At 70.9% G+C, this 17,858-nt stretch carries 12 protein-coding genes; 7 read left to right on the top strand and 5 right to left on the bottom strand.

Translation table 11 applies throughout. From position 1 onward, the window contains the following. Positions 1-101 precede the first annotated feature (101 nt). Positions 102-1,286, top strand: coding sequence for an oxygenase MpaB family protein (locus ACWDN5_RS04830; RefSeq protein WP_449674524.1), 1,185 nt, complete (start codon positions 102-104; stop codon positions 1,284-1,286). A gap of 4 nt (positions 1,287-1,290) precedes the next feature. Here ACWDN5_RS04830 and ACWDN5_RS04825 read toward each other — a convergent pair whose 3' ends face one another. From ACWDN5_RS04825 to ACWDN5_RS04805, 5 genes are all read right to left on the bottom strand, one after another. Beyond that, positions 1,291-3,135 carry an RICIN domain-containing protein gene (locus tag ACWDN5_RS04825; RefSeq protein WP_449674522.1) on the bottom strand — a complete coding sequence of 615 codons (1,845 nt, stop codon included), beginning with the start codon at positions 3,133-3,135 and terminating at the stop codon, positions 1,291-1,293. Positions 3,136-3,759: 624 nt separating this feature from the next. Next, positions 3,760-5,202 (bottom strand): arabinofuranosidase catalytic domain-containing protein, encoded by a 1,443-nt coding sequence (locus ACWDN5_RS04820; RefSeq protein WP_449674520.1) that lies wholly within the window; start codon positions 5,200-5,202, stop codon positions 3,760-3,762. 31 nt (positions 5,203-5,233) lie between these two features. After that, positions 5,234-6,265, bottom strand: a complete 1,032-nt coding sequence (locus ACWDN5_RS04815; protein ID WP_310975753.1) for a LacI family DNA-binding transcriptional regulator — start codon at positions 6,263-6,265, stop codon at positions 5,234-5,236. Between the two features lie 4 nt (positions 6,266-6,269). Continuing rightward, positions 6,270-7,628 carry an RICIN domain-containing protein gene (locus ACWDN5_RS04810; RefSeq protein WP_396136974.1) on the bottom strand — a complete coding sequence of 453 codons (1,359 nt, stop codon included), beginning with the start codon at positions 7,626-7,628 and terminating at the stop codon, positions 6,270-6,272. A gap of 97 nt (positions 7,629-7,725) precedes the next feature. Continuing rightward, a complete protein-coding gene (locus ACWDN5_RS04805) occupies positions 7,726-8,469 on the bottom strand; it encodes a FadR/GntR family transcriptional regulator (protein WP_310975289.1) in 744 nt (247 codons plus the stop codon). Positions 8,470-8,835: 366 nt separating this feature from the next. Here ACWDN5_RS04805 and ACWDN5_RS04800 point away from each other — a divergent pair, with 366 nt between their 5' ends. The 6 genes from ACWDN5_RS04800 (at position 8,836) to ACWDN5_RS04775 (ending at position 17,839) form a co-directional block, all read left to right on the top strand. After that, positions 8,836-11,190, top strand: coding sequence for a ricin-type beta-trefoil lectin domain protein (locus ACWDN5_RS04800; RefSeq protein WP_449674518.1), 2,355 nt, complete (start codon positions 8,836-8,838; stop codon positions 11,188-11,190). 19 nt (positions 11,191-11,209) lie between these two features. Continuing rightward, positions 11,210-12,676, top strand: a complete 1,467-nt coding sequence (locus ACWDN5_RS04795) for an arabinofuranosidase catalytic domain-containing protein (RefSeq protein ID WP_449674516.1) — start codon at positions 11,210-11,212, stop codon at positions 12,674-12,676. Between the two features lie 11 nt (positions 12,677-12,687). After that, on the top strand, positions 12,688-14,661 hold the full coding sequence (locus ACWDN5_RS04790) for an alpha-L-fucosidase (RefSeq protein WP_310975286.1): 1,974 nt from the start codon (positions 12,688-12,690) through the stop codon (positions 14,659-14,661). Positions 14,662-14,684: 23 nt separating this feature from the next. Beyond that, a complete protein-coding gene (locus ACWDN5_RS04785) occupies positions 14,685-15,770 on the top strand; it encodes a ricin-type beta-trefoil lectin domain protein (protein WP_449674514.1) in 1,086 nt (361 codons plus the stop codon). A 153-nt stretch (positions 15,771-15,923) separates the two neighbouring features. Then, the gene (locus ACWDN5_RS04780) at positions 15,924-16,670 is read left to right on the top strand and encodes a GH12 family glycosyl hydrolase domain-containing protein (RefSeq protein WP_310975283.1); all 747 of its coding nucleotides are present in this window, start codon (positions 15,924-15,926) and stop codon (positions 16,668-16,670) included. Between the two features lie 167 nt (positions 16,671-16,837). Continuing rightward, positions 16,838-17,839 (top strand): cellulose binding domain-containing protein, encoded by a 1,002-nt coding sequence (locus ACWDN5_RS04775; RefSeq protein ID WP_449674511.1) that lies wholly within the window; start codon positions 16,838-16,840, stop codon positions 17,837-17,839. Positions 17,840-17,858: the final 19 nt, after the last annotated feature.

Below are 17,858 nucleotides of genomic sequence, written 5' to 3'. Positions count from 1 at the left end.
ACAGGCCGGCCGGGTCTTGCCGACCCGCGAGTCACCTTCTATGTTAATCAGGAATCTCCTCTCGAAGAGCCCATTACCTATCAAGGAAGCTAGGTAAGTGAATGAGCAATCTCAGCAGGAGGAACGTTCTCTCCCTCGGTGTCGCGCTGGGTCTGGCGAGCGCGGCGAGCGCCGTCCCGGCCTGGGGCTCGACCACGGCGGGCGCCGATCCCTGGTGGGTGTGGGACGACGAGGTCGACACCCTGATGGCGGGGCTCGTCGACGGCGGCCGGGTGCCCGCGGTCAACACCGCGCTGCGGTCGTGGGTGGACAACGACGACCCGCTGCCCGCCGGCCTGCCCGCCGACCTCGCGGCCTGGCTCCAGCGGGTCAACCGGCTGCCTTCCTGGGCCGACCCCACCAAGCTGCGCCGCGCCGCCGACTTCAACCGGCGCAAGGACACCTATCTCTTCATGCTCTACGGCCTGGGCAGCGGCATCATGAGCACGGTCATCCCGCGGGAGGCCCGGTCGGTCTACTGGTCCGCGGGGGGCGCCGACATGCAGGACCGCGCGGCGAAGACGTTCACCTTCGGCTACGACCTGAGCGAAGCCGGCGCGTTCGAGCCCTCGGGCCAGTTCGTCGTCACGGCCAACAAGACGCGCATGGTGCACGCCGCGGTGCGCCACCTGCTGCCGCAGTCGGCGCACTGGCGGGCCGTCGCCGACGAGCGGGTCCCGATCAGCAACGGCGACATCCTGGTCACCTTCCACAGCCTCGGCACCTTCGTGCACCGGAAGCTGCGCGAGTGGCACGTCCCGATGTCGGCCGCGGACGAGGACGCCTTCCTGCACCAGTGGCAGGTCGCCATCCACCTGCTCGGCGTGCGGGACGAGTTCATCCCGCAGACCTGGGCCGCGGCGGACGCGCAGTCGGCCCAGGTGCTGACCCCGTTGCTCGCTCCGACGCCCGAAGGCAAGGAGCTCGCCGCGGACCTGCTCGGGCTGACCGCCCAGATCGACCTCGGCGTCACCCGCGGCTTCCTGAACGAGTTCGTGCGGTACGTGCTCAGCAACGAGGTCGGCGACTGGCTCGGCCTGCCGCGCGACTACGCGGCGGCCACCCTGATCCGCACCGGGTGGCCCGCGTACATCGCCTTCCGGGAGGGCCTCCTGCCCATCGCCCCGGCCGGGTTCTTCCTCTTCGACCAGTTCATCCGCGCGCTCGCCATGCTGTTCCTCAATAAGGGCACGTCGCCGACGAGCACGCCCATCACGATCCCGACCGGCAACCGGCCCGGGGCCTGAAGTGTCAGGCCGGTCCCCGGCCCCACAGCCGCCAGGTCTGGTTGAGCGGGCTGTTCTGGGTGACCGGCTTGCACGTCCACTGGATCACCGCGCCGCGGGCGGCCGTGGACACCCCGCTGACGTCGACGCACTTGCCGCTGTGCCGGGCGACGAGCTGGTAGTCGTGGGCGTCGTTGCCGCCGTAGGTGACCCGGCGCGGTGAGAACTGCTGGTTGGTGGCGCCGTCGGTGCAGGTCCGCTGCTGGACGGCGGCACCGTCGTCGGCCGAGGCTCCGGCGACCTCGAGGCACTTGCCGCTCTGCCGGTTGACGACGGTGTAGGTACCCGCCACCCCGGAAACCGGGCGGAAGGTCCACTGCTGCTGGTCGCCGCCCTCGCAGAAGTCCTGCTGCTGCCGGTTGCCGTCCGCGGTGCCGAGGTCGGTGTTGTCCAGGCACTGCTGGGAGTGCTGGGCTACGGCGACGGTCTGGAAGCTGCCGTCCGACGGCGGCAGCAGGGTGATGCTGAGGGCGTCGTCGACGGTCGTGTGCGGAATGCCGACGGTCACGGTGTTGCCGGAAACCGTGGCCACGGAATCCCGGATGGTCACCGGGCTCTGCACCGCGGCGCCGCCGGTGAACGGGATCTGCTGGACGACGACTCGCACCTGGTTGTTCTGGACGATGCCGGAGGTGGTGTCCAGGCGCTGCAGGGCGACCGAGACGTTCCCGGTCGTGCCACCGCCGCCGACGAGGACCTTCGCCACCCCGGCCGTCTTCGTGGCGAACGGGTCGTAGGCCTGGCTCGGCTTCGAGGCCACGATTTGGCCGGTCTGCGAGCCGTAGAAGCGGTAGGCCCACCATTCGCCCTTGGGCAGGTACCGGCCCGCGGAGTTGCGGACGAGCAGGTTCGCGAGGTCGTTGTGCAGGTTCCCGCCGCCGGCCCAGTTGGCGCGCAGCCCGTCGGCGCCGGCCCGCTCGAGCCGGGCGATGTACCAGGCGCCGTCACCGGGGTTCTGCTCGTTGGAAGCCCCGTATTCGTTGATCTGGTAGGGCCGCGGGTGCGGGATGCCCCGCGAGCCGAGTGACGCGTCGGCGGCGGCGACGTTCGCCACCGGATCCCCCGGCAGGGAGTGCCAGCTGATGATGTCGGGCACCGTGTTCGAGCCGCGCACGAAGTCGAGGTACTGCGTCCACCAGCTTGCCGAGGTGGACGGAACCCCGGCGAGGCTGGGCCCGACGATGGCGTGTGCCGGGAAGGCCGCCCGGATGCGCTGGTACGCGCGCTGCCACATGGCGAAGTACTGGCTCTGCGGGCGGTTCCAGAACAGCGTGATGTTGGGTTCGTTCCAGAGGTCCCACTCGACCGGGGCGCCGGTCGCGCGCACGTCGTTGATCAGGCGGGTGAGGAAGGCGTCGTAGTCGGACCAGTCGCCGTTGTCGCCGGGGAACCGTGAGATCGGGTAGCCGTCGGCGCCCCAGAGGTCGTGCACCAGCAGGACGAACTGGCCGCCGAGCGAGCGGGTGCGCAGGAGCTGGGCGCGGGTGGCGTTCCACCGCCGGTCGTACTTGCCCGACACCCACCCGCCCGGGCTGTCGAGCTGGGCGCCGCCGGCCCGCATCGCCTGGAAGCGCACGTCCCGGAAGAAGTGGTCGGGCGGCGCCGACGCGTTCTCGGTCATGCCGTAGATCCAGCCGGAAGCCCGGTAGGTGGGTGCCGCGCCGACGGCGGAGAAGTCGACGGAGACCGACTCGTCCGCGGCGTGCGCCGGTGCGGGAAGGGCCACGGCGGAGGCACCGGTCAGAGCGCCGGTGACGAACAGGGCGGCCAAGCCACGGCGGACGCGCGGCCGCTGACGCGAGAGGTCCACAGTCGACTCCTTTGGCGGTGGACGTGCGGGAGGGGTCGAAGGTCATCGAACCGGTTCGACCACCAGGGACGGTACGCTGCGGGCAATTCACCGACAATCGGCCGAATGGAGGCGAACCGGTTCGGCGCTCGGACCGCGCGCTCGCCGCCGGCCGGGCCGCGGGGCGCGGCGGGCGCTCGAGGCAAGGGGCGTTCGGCTGCGGGCAGCGGCGCCCGCCTCATGAGCGCAGGGTGCGGCCGACGGGCGGGCGGCTCGGCCGGCCAACGCACGAGGCGGCGGGCCGCGGCGGCCGCCCGGCGTGGAGGGTGCAGCCGGCGGGCATCGACTCCGGTCGGCGAGCACAGGGTGCGGCCGACGAGCGCGCGGGTCGGCCGGCCAACGTACGAGGCGGCGGGCGAGCACACAGTGGACAGGCGCGCGCAGGACGCGGCGGCGGGCACCAAACCCACCGGCGAGCGCCGATCCTGGCCCGCGAGCCCAAGGCACGGCCCACCCGCACCGACCCAGCGCCCACCCGGCCAGCGAGCGCAGAACACAGCCGGCCAATGCCGAACCCCACCCGCACCAAAAGGGGCTTCCCCCGCGTCGCCCGCGGGGGAAGCCCCTTCCGTCCGCCCCAGCGGCTCAGCGGTAGCCGGCGGCGACCACGTTCGCCTGTACCGCGTTCTCCGTTGCGTCCGTCGGATACCCCGCGACCATTGCTCCCTCGTAGAACGTGCCCGCGCTCAGGTTGGCCCCGCCGCCGGGCTTGCAGCAGTCCCCTCCGCTGCCCAGGATGATCGCGCCCTGCTTCTTCATCGGGCTGTAGCCGCCCGGGAGGCCTCCGTCCCACATGGTCGTGAGGTTGCCCGACTGGGCGTTGCTGCCCTTGAGCGCGAAGCGGGACGTGCCGTTGTTCTTCAGCATCGCCGTCACGAACTTGCTCGGCAGCGCCCGCTGGTTCGGGTTCCACTGCTGGCTACCACCCGGGTACAGGCCCCACTCGAGGTCGGCCTGCACCCACGGGCCCGAACCCTGGCACCCGCCGAACCAGCACTGCGTCCCGAAGTTGATCGCGTCCATCGCGCCGGCCGCGTCGGCCTTCCGGGTCGTTTCGCTGTTGCCGTAGTCGAAGCAGCAGCCGCTGTTGACGTGCGTTCCGCTGGTCACCATGTACATGCCCTCGGGCGCGCTGCCGGTCGGCACCCCCGTCGCGTGCCCGTCCCGCCAATAACTGTTGCCCGGGTTGATGTACAGCGAGTACGCCTTCGCGCCGCCGACCGTGAGCGACTCCGACGTCGCCTTCGCCGGGCTGCTCTGGCTCGAGCCCGGGACCACGGTCGAGCCCTGGTACCACAGGTCGTTCCCGCGCCCGGACTGGTCGTAGACCACCGTGATCACACACGTCGTCCCGGAGCAGAAGGAATCCTGGACGCTCGCGTCGGCGGTGCCACCCGCCGCCCGGACGGCGATGTTCCTGGTCGTGTTGTCCGACGAACGCCGGACCTGGTACAGGTTGCCCGCGTAGGTGCCGTAGAGCGCCCGGACCGTGCTGTGCGCCGCGATGCACGGCGTGCCCCCGGACGCGTAGATGTCACAGGGCGCCGTACCGGACGGCGTCGGCGGGGTCGTCCCGCCGCTCCAGCGCTGGTTCGCCTGGCCGTGGCAGGTCCACAGGACGACCGCCGTGCCGTTGGCCGTTCCCGCGCCGGTCACGTCCAGGCACAGTCCTGATTGGACACCGCTGATCGTCCCGTCGGCGTTCTGCCGCCACTGCTGGTTCGCCCCGCCGTGGCACGACCAGATGATGGCGGCCGTGCCGGGGGACGTCCCGTTGCCGGAAGCGTCGACGCAGCGCGTACCGTTCAGCGTCCGCAGCTCCCCCGCCGCGGTGAACTCGTACGCCTGCCCGGCCTGGCCGCCGCAGTCCTGGATCTCCAGCACCGTCCCGGGCGCGTCACTGCCGCCCCGGACGTTCAGGCACCGTCCCGACGCCGCGCCCACCAGGGGCGCCGCCGCCGCCGAAGCCGGTGCGGCGACGGACAGCGCCGTCAGCAGCATCGCGGCCACCACCACGAACACGCGCACGATTCCTCCTCAGTCCCGAATGGACATCGACTCAGGCCGACTTCCGCGGCACCAGCTCGGTGTCGAGCACGGTGCACCGGCGCGGGGCCGCGCCGTCGATCATCGCCAGCAGCTCGGCGGTCATCCGGGCGCCCATCTCCTCCACCGGCTGGCGCACGGTGGTGAGCGGCGGGTCGGTCCAGCTGCTGATCGGCAGGTCGTCGAACCCGACGAGGGCGACGTCGTCGGGCACCCGCCGGCCCGCGCGGCGAAGCGCGCGCAGCGCCCCGACCGCCATCATGTCCGAGGCCGCGAAGATGCCGTCGACGTCGGGACGGCGGGTGAGCAGCCGGGACGTCGCGTACTCGCCGGACGCCTGGCCGAAGTCGCCGCACACCACCAGCGTCTCGTCGTACCGGCCGGCCCGCATCATCGCCTGCCGGTAGCCGAGCAGCCGGTCCACTCCCGCGGTCATGTCCTGCGGCCCGGTCACGGTCGCCACCGTCTGGCGGCCGCCGTCGAGCAGCCGCTGGGTCGCCAGCCGGGCGCCGCCCTGGTTGTCGGCGTCCACGTACGGCAGCCGGCCCGCCCGGCCCGCCGCCTGGACCGGCCGCCCGCCGAACACCACCGGGATGCCGAGCCAGTCCAGGTCGAGCGGACGGCGGCCGTGCATGCCGACGACGAGCGCGCCGTCGACGTGCCCGCCGTCGAGGTACCGGACCACCGGCGACTGGTAGTCGTCGGTCGCCGGCACGGTGAGCAGCACCAGCTGCACCCCCACCGCGGTCAGCTCCCGGCCGACCCCCGCGGCGATCCGCGGGAAGTACGGGTCGGTGAACAACCGCGGCACTTCCTCGCACACCACCAGGGCGATCGAGCCGGTGTGCCGCGCGCTGCTCGCCTTCGCCGCCCGCTGCCGGGCGTAGCCCAGCGCCAGCATCGCGGACTCCACCTGCTTGCGACGTTCCGGGCTCACCCGCGGGAAGCCGTTGAGCACGCGGGAGGCCGTGGCGATGGACACCCCGGCCGCCCGCGCGACATCGGCCAGCGTGGGCCGGAACCCGGACGGTTCGGCGACGGTCACGGGCTCAGGCACGCTGGAGCTGGAACCGCTGGTTGGGGTTCCCGGTGAACGTCCACTGGGAAATCCGGGCGCCGTCGGCGGTCGACACGCCCCAGACGTCCAGCGCCAGGCCGCTCAGCCGGTTGACCAGGCTCACCGCGCCGCTGCCCTGGTCGACGACCCGCCACTGCTGCGCGGTGGCGTTGGTGTCGGCCTGCTGGCTGATGTCCGCGCCACTGTTGGCGTTCGCCGCCTGGAGCACCAGCCCGCTGTGGCGGGCCCGGACCCGGTAGTAGCCGTCACCGGAGTCGACGAAGTCGAACTGCTGGCTGAGCCCGCCGTTGGCCGACTCCTGCTCGATGAGCGCGCCGGCCGCCGTCGAGGCGCCGGTGATCCCGACGAGCTTGCTGCTGTGCTGGGCCGTCAGCTTGTAGTTCACGCCGGTCTGGACCGGCGGCGTCGGCGGGGTGCTGGTGCCGAACTGCGTGATGAACTTCCACACCTCGCCCGAGGTCCACGTCTGCCAGCCGCTGCCGCCGCCGTCCTTCGGACCCGGGTCGTGCCCGCCGTCGAAGGCGCCCCAGACGACCGGGTACCCGGCCCGGCAACCGGAGTAGGCGGTGACGATGTGGGTCCGGCTGCCGGCGGCGGGCTCCGGCGGGTTCTGCGGGGTGCAGCCGTTGTTGCGCACGAACTGGTCGCGCAGCGAGCGCCCGGAGGCGATGGGCAGGACGTTGTCGGCGATGCCGTGCATCCCGATGTAGGCGACCGGCTGGGTACCGCCGCTGCAGCCGCTGAGGTTCGCCCCGGAGTACACGGCGACCGCGCGGAACACCGTGGGCCGGGCGCAGGCGAGGGCGTAGCTCATGGCGCCGCCGTAGCTGAAGCCGCCGGCGAAGACCTGCGTGGTGTCGACGCACAACGCGGCCTCGACCTGCCGCAGCAGATCGTCGATGAAGGTGACGTCCTGGCCGCCCGGGTTGGCCCAGCCGTTGCCGTTGCCCTGCGGTGCCACGAAAATCGTGTTGTTGCCGGAGCTGTCGGCCAGGCGGCGCAGCCCGTAGTAGGACCAGTTGTAGCCGTCGGTGCCGCCCGAGTCGACGTCGTTCATCGTGCCGCCCCGCCAGTGGAGGCCCACGAACAGCCGGTAGGAGTGGTTGTTGTCGTAGTTGGCCGGCACCCGCAGGATGTAGCTGCGGTTCTGGCCGCCGCTGGAGATCGTGTGGTTGCCGCTCGCCAGCCCGGGTGCTTTCCCGCAGCCCGCGGTGCCGGCGGCCGCGGTGGCCGGGGCCGCGGCGGCCGGGGCGGCCTGCGCGGTTCCGCTCACCCCCAGCGCGAGCACGGCTCCGATCACGGCGGAGGCGAACAGGGCTCTCTTCAGCATCACACGGCTCCCTCTGTCTACGGACGTCGTCGTCCTCCCGGGCCGGGGAAGATCCCGGGAGCAGTAAGGTCCACAATGGAATGTCTGACGGGTGCGGTCACCGGCCGAAGAGCCGGCGCTGGATCTCCCGGCGGTAGTCCTCCAGGGTGTTGTCCAGGTGGACGCCGGCGGCGTGGGCCGCCGCGTCCGGATCGCCGTCCCGGATCGCCCGGAAGATCGCGGCGTGCTCGTCGACCGCGCCCGCCGCGTGCCCGCCGATCGCGCCGGACATCCCGATGATGTTCGACTGGCGTTGCAGGCGGCGGGCCTCGCCCACGGCCGCGACGAGGAACTGGTTGTGCGACGCGGCGGCGATCCCGGCGTGGAAGTCGTCGTCGCCCCGGTCGAACAGCGAGTACTGCCCGGTCAGGTGGCCGTGCCGGCAGGTCTCGGCGGCGGCCTCGATCGAGCGCAGCTCGGCGGGGGTGGCGTTGGCCGCGGCCAGGCGGCTGGCCGCGGTCTCCTGGATCCGGCGGAATTCGAAGAGCATGTAGACGTGGTCGAGATCGGCGGGCAGGAAGAACGCGCCCCAGCGGGACCCGCCGAGCATGCCCTCGTCGTCGGAGACATACAGCCCACGTCCTTTGTGCGCTCGCACCCGGCCGATGGCCGAGAGGATCTTGACGGCCTCCCGCACCATGGTCCGGCTCGTTCCCATCCGCGCCGCCAGCTCGTTCTCGGTCGGCATCCGGTCACCGGGCCGCAGTTCCAGTTCGGCGATCAGCCGCAGGATCTGCTCCGCCACCACTTCGTAGCCGGGGCGGTACGGGACAGGCGGTGCTACTTCCTCGTCACGGGTCACGCAATGAGTATGACTCAGCAACTCCGGACAGCACCTTACCTCGCTCACCCGCCACCCGGTCAATCTTTGTCAGGGCGGCCTGAAAATTACATCACCGGCACCGGGACGGAGCAATGGGCCTGATCCTTGCTTGACGCCAGGCAGGCGCGCTGTTCTCATGGATCACCGACACCACAACGGAAAACCCGCCGAGCACCCTCGAAACTTTCGAAAACCGGCGGACCTCCGCAGTGTCGGATGAGTCGTACACATCCTGCCCGGTTCGCCGTCGACCGGGGGCCGGCCGGCCCCGGGCCCGGCCCGCCGGACACTGGTTCCAGTACACAGTGGACGGTTGGGCCCAGCCCCGTCCCGGAGAGGCCCGTCATGCCGTCGCGCACCGCCGCCGCGCTCCTCACCGCCCTCGTGGTGACCGCGCTCGCCACCCCGTCCGCCCACGCGGCGACCGTCACCATCGCCGTCGCCCCAGACGGCAACGACACGAATCCCGGCACGCCCGCTCAGCCGGTGGCCACCCCGGCGAAGGCCCAGGAGCTGGCGCGCACCCAGGCGGCGGCCGGCAACGACGTCGTGGTGCAGCTCGCCGGCGGCACCTACCGGCTCTCCGCGCCGCTGCGGTTCACCAGCGCCGACTCGGCGCAGAACGGCCACACCGTCACCTGGCAGGCCGCCGCCGGCCAGAAGCCGGTCCTCTCCGGCGGCACGCAGGTCACCGGCTGGTCGGTGCAGGACGCCGGCCAGAACATCTGGGTGGCGTCCGTGCCGCAGGGCGCCGATTCCCGGCAGCTGTTCGTCGACGGCGCCCTGGCCCCGCGCGCCGGGATCACCATCTCCCGCAACGACCTGCAGTTCACCACGAGCGGGATGACCATCACCAACCCGGCGCTGAACTACCTGGCCACGCTGCCGCAGCAGAACCGGATCGAGGTGGAGAGCCAGAACTCCTTCACCGACCGGTACTCCCCCGTCGACCGGATCAGCGGGACGTCGATCGTCATGCAGCAGCCCGCGTGGAACAACAACAACTGGGGCTACGACACCCTCGCGAAGCCGTTCGGCGGCGGTCAGCTGTTCCTCGAGAACTCCTACTCGTTCCTGAAGAACACCGGCCAGTGGTACCTCGACCCGTCGGCCGGGAAGCTCTACTACAAGGCACCCGGCGGCTGGGTCCCCGGCAGCCACGACGTCGAGCTCCCGCGGCTGCAGTCGCTGCTGCAGATCGGCGGCAGCTACGACAACCCGGTGCGCGGCCTCGCCTTCAAGGGCCTGAACTTCGAGCACACCACCTGGCTCACGCCCAGCACGTCGGTCGGGTACGCGAACCAGCAGACCGGCACGTTCCTCCCGGCCGCCGCGTCGATGCCGGCCGACTTCCTGACCTCCTGCCAGTCGGGCTGCCGCCAGTTCGAAGGCGCCCGCAACAGCTGGGCCCAGGCGCCGGCCGCGGTCCAGGTCTCCGCCGCCACCGGGATCACCTTCAGCGGCAACACCTTCACCCACCTCGGCCAGGTGGCCCTCGGCATCGGCAACGACGCGAACGCGCACGCCTCCGGCGTCGGCCTGGGAGCGTCGTCGATCACCGTGGACCACAACACCTTCACCGAGAACTCCGGCGGCGGCGTGATCGTCGGCGGCGTGCGCCCCGACGCCCACCACCCGTCGAACCCCGCGATGCTCAACAAGGACGTCACCATCTCGTACAACACGGTGAGCCGGGTCGCCCTGGACTACCGCGAGATGGCCGGCATCCTCTCGACCTACGCGACGCACACCGTGATCACGCACAACGACGTCTCGAACCTGACCTACGACGGCATCGACGTCGGCTGGGGCTGGGGTGCCAACGACCAGGGCGGCAGCCAGGACTACCGCAACCGCGGCCTGTACGACTACCAGCCCGTCTACAGCACCCCGACCACGCTGCGGGACACCGTCGTCAGCTACAACCGGGTGCACGGCACGAAGAAGCTGATGCACGACGGCGGCAGCATCTACAACCTGTCCGCCAACCCGGGCAGCTCGATCGACCACAACTACATCTACGACAACAACCGCACGGTCGGCCTGTACCTCGACGAAGGCTCCCGGTACGTGAGCGTCTCGGCCAACGTGATCCAGGACTCCGGCGTCTGGGCCTTCACCAACGCCAACGGCAGCAACAACACCAACGACAGCACCTTCAGCGGGAACTGGTACAACGGCGGTGCGACCCAGGTGGCCACCGGTTCGCCGCACAACAACGTCCTGACCGGGAACGTCCAGGTCAGCGGCACGAACTGGCCGTCGGGCGCCCAGCAGGTGATCGCCGCCGCCGGCACCGGCGACGGCACCACGCCGGCCGCGAGCCCGGTCCGCGCGCTCGGCAAGTGCCTGGACGTCAGCGGCGTCTCCACCACGCCCGGCGCCGCGGTCCAGCTCTGGGACTGCAACGGCGGTACCAACCAGGCCTGGACCCGCAGCGGCACCGGTGAGCTGACCGTCTACACCGGCACGCGGTGCCTCGACGCCAGCGGCCAGGGAACCAGCCCCGGCACCAAGATCGTCATCTGGAACTGCAACGGCCAGGGCAACCAGCGGTGGCAGGTCAACGCGAACGGCAGCATCACCGGCGTGCAGTCCGGGCTGTGCCTCGACGTGACCGGGTCCTCGACCGCGAACGGCACGCTGATCCAGCTGGCCACCTGCACCGGCGCGACCAACCAGAAGTGGACTCTCGGCTGACGAACAGAGGAGTTCGGCCATGGTCTCCCGCAAGCTGCTCAGAACCCTCCAGGCCGCGGTGGCGGCCGCCGTCCTGGCGACCGGCGCGGTGGCCGCGACGGGCGCCGCGGCCCACGCCGCCACGCAGGAAGCGTGCGACCTCTACGCCGCCGGCGGCACCCCGTGCGTCACGGCGCACAGCACCACCCGCGCCCTGTTCGGGGCGTACAACGGCCCGCTGTACCAGCTCCAGCGGGCCTCGGACCAGCGGTTCCTCGACGTCGGCCTGCTGACGGCGGGCGGGGTCGCGGACTCGGCCCCGCAGGTGTCGTTCTGCGCCGGCACCCGGTGCACGGTCACGAAGATCTACGACCAGACCGCCAACCACAACGACCTGCCGATCTCGTGGGGCGGGTTCTGGAAGGGCCCCGGCCCGAACGGGTCGGACATCGGCGCGGACGCGATGGCCCTGCCGGCCACCGTCGGCGGGCACCCGGTGTTCGGGATCAAGGTCACCCAGGGTGTCGGCTACCGGATCGACAACGCCAAGGGCGCGCCGGTCGGGGCCCAGCCGGAGGGGATCTACATGATCACCTCGTCGAACTACGTCAACCAGTGGTGCTGCTTCGACTACGGCAGCGGCGAGGTCTCCCACAACGACACCGGCAACGCCACCATGAACGCCATCTACTGGGGCACCGCCTGCTGGTTCAACGGCTGCACCGGCACCGGCCCGTGGGTCGAGGCCGACCTGGAGAACGGCATGTACCACACCGGGTCCGGCTCCAACAAGGATCCGAACAACCCCGGGGTGCACCACCCGTTCGTCAGCGCGTGGCTGAAGAACAACGGCACCACGAACTTCACCCTGAAGTACGGCGACGCGACCAGCGGCAGCCTCACCACGCCGTACTCGGGCGGCCTGCCGCGCGGCTACTCGCCGATGAAGCTGGAGCCGTCGATCCTGCTGGGCACCGGTGGCGACAACAGCGTCTCCGGCGTCGGCGAATTCTTCGAAGGGGCCGTGACCAGCGGTTTCCCGACCGACGCCACCGAGAACGCGGTGCAGGCCAGCGTGATCGCGGCCGGGTACGGCAACGGCGGCAGCACGAACACCGGCGCCGTGCACGCGGTCGGCGCGAACAAGTGCCTGGACGTCAACGGCGTCTCCACCACGCCCGGCACCGCGGTCCAGATCTGGGACTGCAACGGCGGCACGAACCAGACGTGGACGCGCACCGGCGCCGGTGAGCTGAACGTCTACAGCGGCGGCAACCTCCGCTGCCTCGACGCCTCCGGCAAGGGCACCACGCCCGGCACCAAGGTCATCATCTGGAACTGCAACGGGCAGAACAACCAGCAGTGGACGTTCAACGCGAACGGGACGGTCACCGGGGTCCAATCCGGACTCTGCCTCGACGTCACCGGCGCCGGGACCGCGAACGGCACGCCGGTCCAGCTGGCCGGCTGCACCGGCGCGAACAACCAGAAGTGGTCCCTGAGCTGAAAGGTCGCCTCATGTCCTCGTTCGAGCTGTCGCGGCGCCGGCTGATCGTGGTGGCCGGGGCCGCCGCGGCCGCCGGTGTGGTCCGCGTCCCCGCCGGGTGGGCCACCGAAGGCCCGAGCAGCTACACGCCGAGCTGGTCGTCGGTCGACCAGCACCCGCCCGCGCCGGAGTGGTTCCAGGACGCCAAGTTCGGCATCTACTACCACTGGGGCGTCTTCAGCGTCCCGGCGTTCGGCAACGAGTGGTACCCGCGCAACATGTACATCGGCGGGTCCAACGAGAACAACCACCACAAGCAGGTGTTCGGCGACCCGTCGGCGTGGCCGTACCAGAACTTCATCAACGGCGCCCGCGACAAGGCCGGCAACTGGGTCCAGTTCGCGCCGAAGCTCAAGTCGGCGGGCGGCAGCTTCGACCCGGCCGAGTGGGCCCAGCTCTTCGCCGACGCCGGCGCGAAGTTCGCCGGCCCGGTCGCCGAGCACCACGACGGCTACTCGATGTGGAACAGCAGCGCCAACGAGTGGAACTCGGTCAAGACCGGGCCCAAGCTCGACCTGCTGCGGCTGCACGCGGACGCCATCCGCGCGAAGGGCCTGAAGCTGCTGACCGCGCTGCACCACGCGTACCACTTCACCGGCTACTACGACCACGTGCCGGCCCAGTCCACCGACTCGCTGCGCCGCCTCTTCGGCCAGAACGGCACGCAGGCGGAGAACCAGCTCTGGTTCGACAAGCTCCGGGAGGTCGTCGACGGCTACCAGCCCGACCTCGTGTACCAGGACTTCAACCTGACCCAGGTCGCCGAGGCGCAGCGGCTGAACTTCCTGTCGCGGTACTACAACCAGGCGGTGGCCTGGAACAAGGACGTCGTCGCCACCTACAAGGACGGGTTCAACAACCGCGGGGAGGTCTTCGACTTCGAACGCGGCGGGCCCGGCGACCTGCTGAGCCCCTACTGGATGACCGACGACAGCATCTCCAGCTCCAGCTGGTGCTACACCAGCGGCATCGGCTACTACTCGATGAAGGCCATCCTGCACTCGCTGCTGGACCGGGTCAGCAAGAACGGCACCATGCTGCTGAACATCGCCCCGATGGCCGACGGCACCATCCCGTCCGGGCAGCGCACGATCCTGCTCGGCATCGGCAACTACCTCAAGCGCTTCGGCGAATCCGTCTACGGCACCCGCGCGTGGGCGGTCTACGGCGAGGGGCCGACGAAGATGGGCGGCGGCTCGTTCACCACGCCGGTGGAGGGAACCCGGACCGACGTCCGGTTCACCCGCAGCAAGGACAACACGGTGCTGTACGCGACCGTGCTGGGCTGGCCCGGGAGCACCTTCCCGATCACGACGCTGAGTTCGAGCCGGATCAACCTGAGCAACCTCGTGTCGGCCCAGCTGCTGGGTCCGGACGCCGGGGCCGCCACCACCCTGCCCGCCCCCGTCCAGGACGCTTCCGCGTTGCGCGTCCAGCTGCCCTCGGCCAACCCGCCGTTCGACGCGCCGGCGTACGTGGTGAAACTGACCTTCTCCGGCCAGATCCCCACCCCCGGCTCCGGTCCCCTGCCGACCGGCTGGGCCCGGATCGCCAACGTCACCACCGGTCTCGTGCTGGACAGCGGCGGCACCGTCGCCGCCGGGTCCCCGCTCAAGCAGTGGAACTGGGACGGCAGCACGAACTTGCAGTGGCAACTGACCGACGCGGGCGGCGGGTACGTCCGGATCGTCAACCGCACCAACGGGATGGTCGCCGACAGCCGGGGCAACACCGCCAACGGCGCCACCTGCGCGCAGACGGCGTGGACCGGCGCCACCAGCCAGCAGTGGAAGCTGACCGGCCTGGGCAACGGCCGGTACCAGATCGTCAACCGCGCCACCGGCACCGCGCTCGACGGCATGGGCAGCACGGCCGCCGGCTCGAGCGTGGGCCTCTGGACGCCCAACAGCAGCACGAACAACCAGTGGACCATCACCGGCGTGTGACGGCCGACCAGCGAGGAGACGAGATGCGAACACGGCTCAGGTGGCTCGCCGCGGCGGTGGCGGTCCTGGCCGGCACCCTGCTGCCGGGCACCGCCGCCGCCGAATCGAACGGCGGGATCCGGGTGATGCCCTTGGGCGATTCCATCACCGAAGGCACGCAGGTGCCCGGCGGGTACCGGATCGGGCTCTGGCAGCGGGTCACCGCGGGCGGGTACCAGGTGGACTTCGTCGGCTCGCAGTTCAACGGGCCGGCGTCCCTCGGCGACCACGACCACGAAGGCCACCCGGGCTGGCGCATCGACCAGATCGACGCGAACATCACCGGCTGGCTGCGCACCAGCAGCCCGCACACGGTCCTGTTGCACATCGGCACGAACGACATCCTGCAGAACTACAACGTCTCGGGCGCACCGGGCCGCCTGTCCGCCCTGGTCGACCACATCACGGGGGCGGTGCCGGACGCCGAGGTCTTCGTCGCGACGATCATCCCGATCGCCAACAGCGGGCAGGAGGCGGCGGCCCGCACGTTCAACGCCACGATCCCCGGAATGGTGCAGAGCAAGCAGAACTCCGGTAAGCACGTGCACCTGGTGGACATGCACGCCGCGCTGACCGCCGCCGACCTGATCGACGGCGTCCACCCGACGGCCACCGGCTACGACAAGATGGCCGCGGTCTGGTACGCGGCCCTGCAGGCGGTCCCGGGCAGCATCGGCACCCCCGGGCAATCCTCGGCGAAGCAGCTCGTCGGCACGCAGTCGGGCCGGTGCGCGGACGTCCCGAGCACCGCGGACGGCACCCCGGTGCAGCTGGCCGACTGTGCCGGAGCGCCGTGGACGCCCACCGGCAAGCAGCTGACGACCGCGGGGAACAAGTGCCTGGACGCGTCCGGGCAGGGCACCGCCGACGGGACCCCGGTGATCATCTGGACCTGCTCCGGTCAGGCCAACCAGCAGTGGAACGTCAACGCCGACGGCACGATCACCGGGGTGCAGTCCGGCCGGTGCCTCGACGCGACCGGACAGGGCACCACGGCCGGGACCAAGCTGATCCTGTGGTCCTGCCACGGGCAGGCGAACCAGAAATGGACGCTGCGGGCGGGCGGCTGACCGGCCCGTTTTCCGGTGCCCGTGGGCCCGGAAAACGCATTCGGTCAATCGATCACGGCCATCCTCTTTGCTCCGGCCGCCCGCTGTGGTTATATCAAAGGCGATTACGCTGAGAGCGCTCCCAGAAAACGCCACGACGACGTGGAGGAGATCATGAAACTGAGGAACGCCCTGTCCGCGGCTCTGCTCGCCGCGGCGAGCGTGGCGGCACCCGTCGCCGTCGCCCCGGCCGCGCACGCGGACACCCTGATCTGCGACCAGTACGGCACGACCACCATCGGCGGCCGGTACGTCGTGATGAACAACCGGTGGGGCAGCAGCGCGCAGCAGTGCATCAACGTCACCGGCAGCGGGTTCCGGATCCAGACCCAGCAGGGATCCACCAGCGGCGGCGCGCCGCTGTCCTACCCGGCGGTCTACCTCGGGTGCCACTACGCGAACTGCTCCCCCGGCTCGCCCCTTCCCCGGCAGCTCAGCCGGATCGGCAGCGTGCCGTCGTCGATCTCCTACACCTACGCCGGCGGCGTCTTCGACGCCTCCTACGACATCTGGCTCGACCCGACGCCGAAGACCAACGGGGTCAACCAGATGGAGATCATGATCTGGTTCAACCGCACCGGCGGGGTCCAGCCGGTCGGCGGCCGGGTCGGCACCACCAGCATCGGCGGGCGCGGCTGGGAAGTGTGGCAGGGCAACAACGGCGGCAACGACGTGGTGTCCTACGTGGCCCAGTCCACCCTCTCGGGCTGGTCGTTCAACGTGCTGGACTTCGTCAACGACGTCGACAACCGCACCCGCGTCGACCGGTCCTGGTACCTCACCAGCATCCAGGCCGGGTTCGAGCCGTGGAGCGGCGGTGTCGGCCTCGCGGTCAACTCGTTCTCCGCGAGCGTGAACTAGGCGAACCGGTGGCCGGGCGCCCGGAGGCGCCCGGCCACCCCGGGATTTCGGCCGCCGATTGTTAGCGCTAACGCCCGCCGGGGAATTCCGGAACCCGGCGGCACGGAAAGTTTCGGAAACCAGCCGAAATGTCAATCACCGCGATCCGTGGCCACGAAGGATCACCGATGAAACTCGCCCACTTCTTCGCCGGCGTGCTGGCGGCCTGTGCCGCGTTGATCGTCGTTCCCGGCACCGCGGCGGCCGCCACGGTGCCGATCATGCCGCTCGGGGATTCGATCACCCAGGGCGGCTCGATCGGCGGCTACCGCCTCGACCTCGGCGCGAAACTGCGGGCCGACGGGCGCTCGATCGACTTCGTCGGCTCGCTGGCCGACGGGCCGTCGAGCATGCCCGACCGCAACCACGAGGGCCACCCGGGCTGGACCATCGCGCAGGTCGACGCGAACGTCACCGGCTGGCTCAACACCTACCGGCCGCGCACGATCCTGCTGCACATCGGCACCAACGACATGTACGGCAGCGACCCGGCCGGCGCGCCGCGGCGGCTGTCGGCCCTGGTCGACCGGATCACGAACCTGGTCCCGAACGCCGACGTCTTCGTCGCCACCATCATCCCGATCCGGTTCGCCGATCAGACCGTCCGCACCTTCAACGCGGCGATCGCCCCGGACATGCGGGCCAAGGCCGCCGCCGGCAAGCGCGTGCACCTGGTCGACATGTACCCCTCGGTCGCCATCGCGGACCTGCCCGACGGCATCCACCCCAACGCGGCCGGCTACAGCAAGATGGCCACCACCTGGTACAACGCGCTCAAAGCGGTCCCGGGCAGCATCGGCGGGGACGACCCGCCGCCCCCGACCGGCGACGGCGCGTGCACCGCGACCCCGCGGGTCGTGGGCAGCTGGAACGGTGGCTTCCAGGGCGAAGTGACCGTCGCCAACACCGGCACCGCGGCCTTCACGGGCTGGACCGCGAAGTTCGCCCTGCCCGCCGGTCAGAGCATCACCCAGATCTGGGGCGGCACGGCGACCGGCACCGGTGCGGTGACCGTGCAGAACGTCTCCTACAACGGCGCGCTCGGCGCCGGTGCCTCGACGACCTTCGGGTTCCTCGTGTCCGGTCCCGGCACCGCGAGCCTCGGCCCGGCCACGTGCACCAGCCCGTGACCCGAACTCCCGCAGCCCA

The sequence above is a fragment of the Amycolatopsis sp. NPDC003731 genome (assembly GCF_053586895.1).
The sequence above is the reverse complement of the archived record's forward strand: the minus strand, read 5'-3'. Positions and strand labels throughout refer to the sequence as shown.

What these genes read in the sequence shown, in the direction of transcription:
- ACWDN5_RS04790 (WP_310975286.1), top strand. Translation starts at nt 12,688, where the DNA reads ATGTCCTCGTTCGAGCTGTCGCGGCGCCGGCTGATCGTGGTGGCCGGG.
- ACWDN5_RS04785 (WP_449674514.1), top strand. Translation starts at nt 14,685, where the DNA reads ATGCGAACACGGCTCAGGTGGCTCGCCGCGGCGGTGGCGGTCCTGGCC.
- ACWDN5_RS04780 (WP_310975283.1), top strand. Translation starts at nt 15,924, where the DNA reads ATGAAACTGAGGAACGCCCTGTCCGCGGCTCTGCTCGCCGCGGCGAGC.
- ACWDN5_RS04830 (WP_449674524.1), top strand. Translation starts at nt 102, where the DNA reads ATGAGCAATCTCAGCAGGAGGAACGTTCTCTCCCTCGGTGTCGCGCTG.
- ACWDN5_RS04775 (WP_449674511.1), top strand. Translation starts at nt 16,838, where the DNA reads ATGAAACTCGCCCACTTCTTCGCCGGCGTGCTGGCGGCCTGTGCCGCG.
- ACWDN5_RS04810 (WP_396136974.1), bottom strand. Translation starts at nt 7,628, where the DNA reads ATGCTGAAGAGAGCCCTGTTCGCCTCCGCCGTGATCGGAGCCGTGCTC.
- ACWDN5_RS04795 (WP_449674516.1), top strand. Translation starts at nt 11,210, where the DNA reads ATGGTCTCCCGCAAGCTGCTCAGAACCCTCCAGGCCGCGGTGGCGGCC.
- ACWDN5_RS04800 (WP_449674518.1), top strand. Translation starts at nt 8,836, where the DNA reads ATGCCGTCGCGCACCGCCGCCGCGCTCCTCACCGCCCTCGTGGTGACC.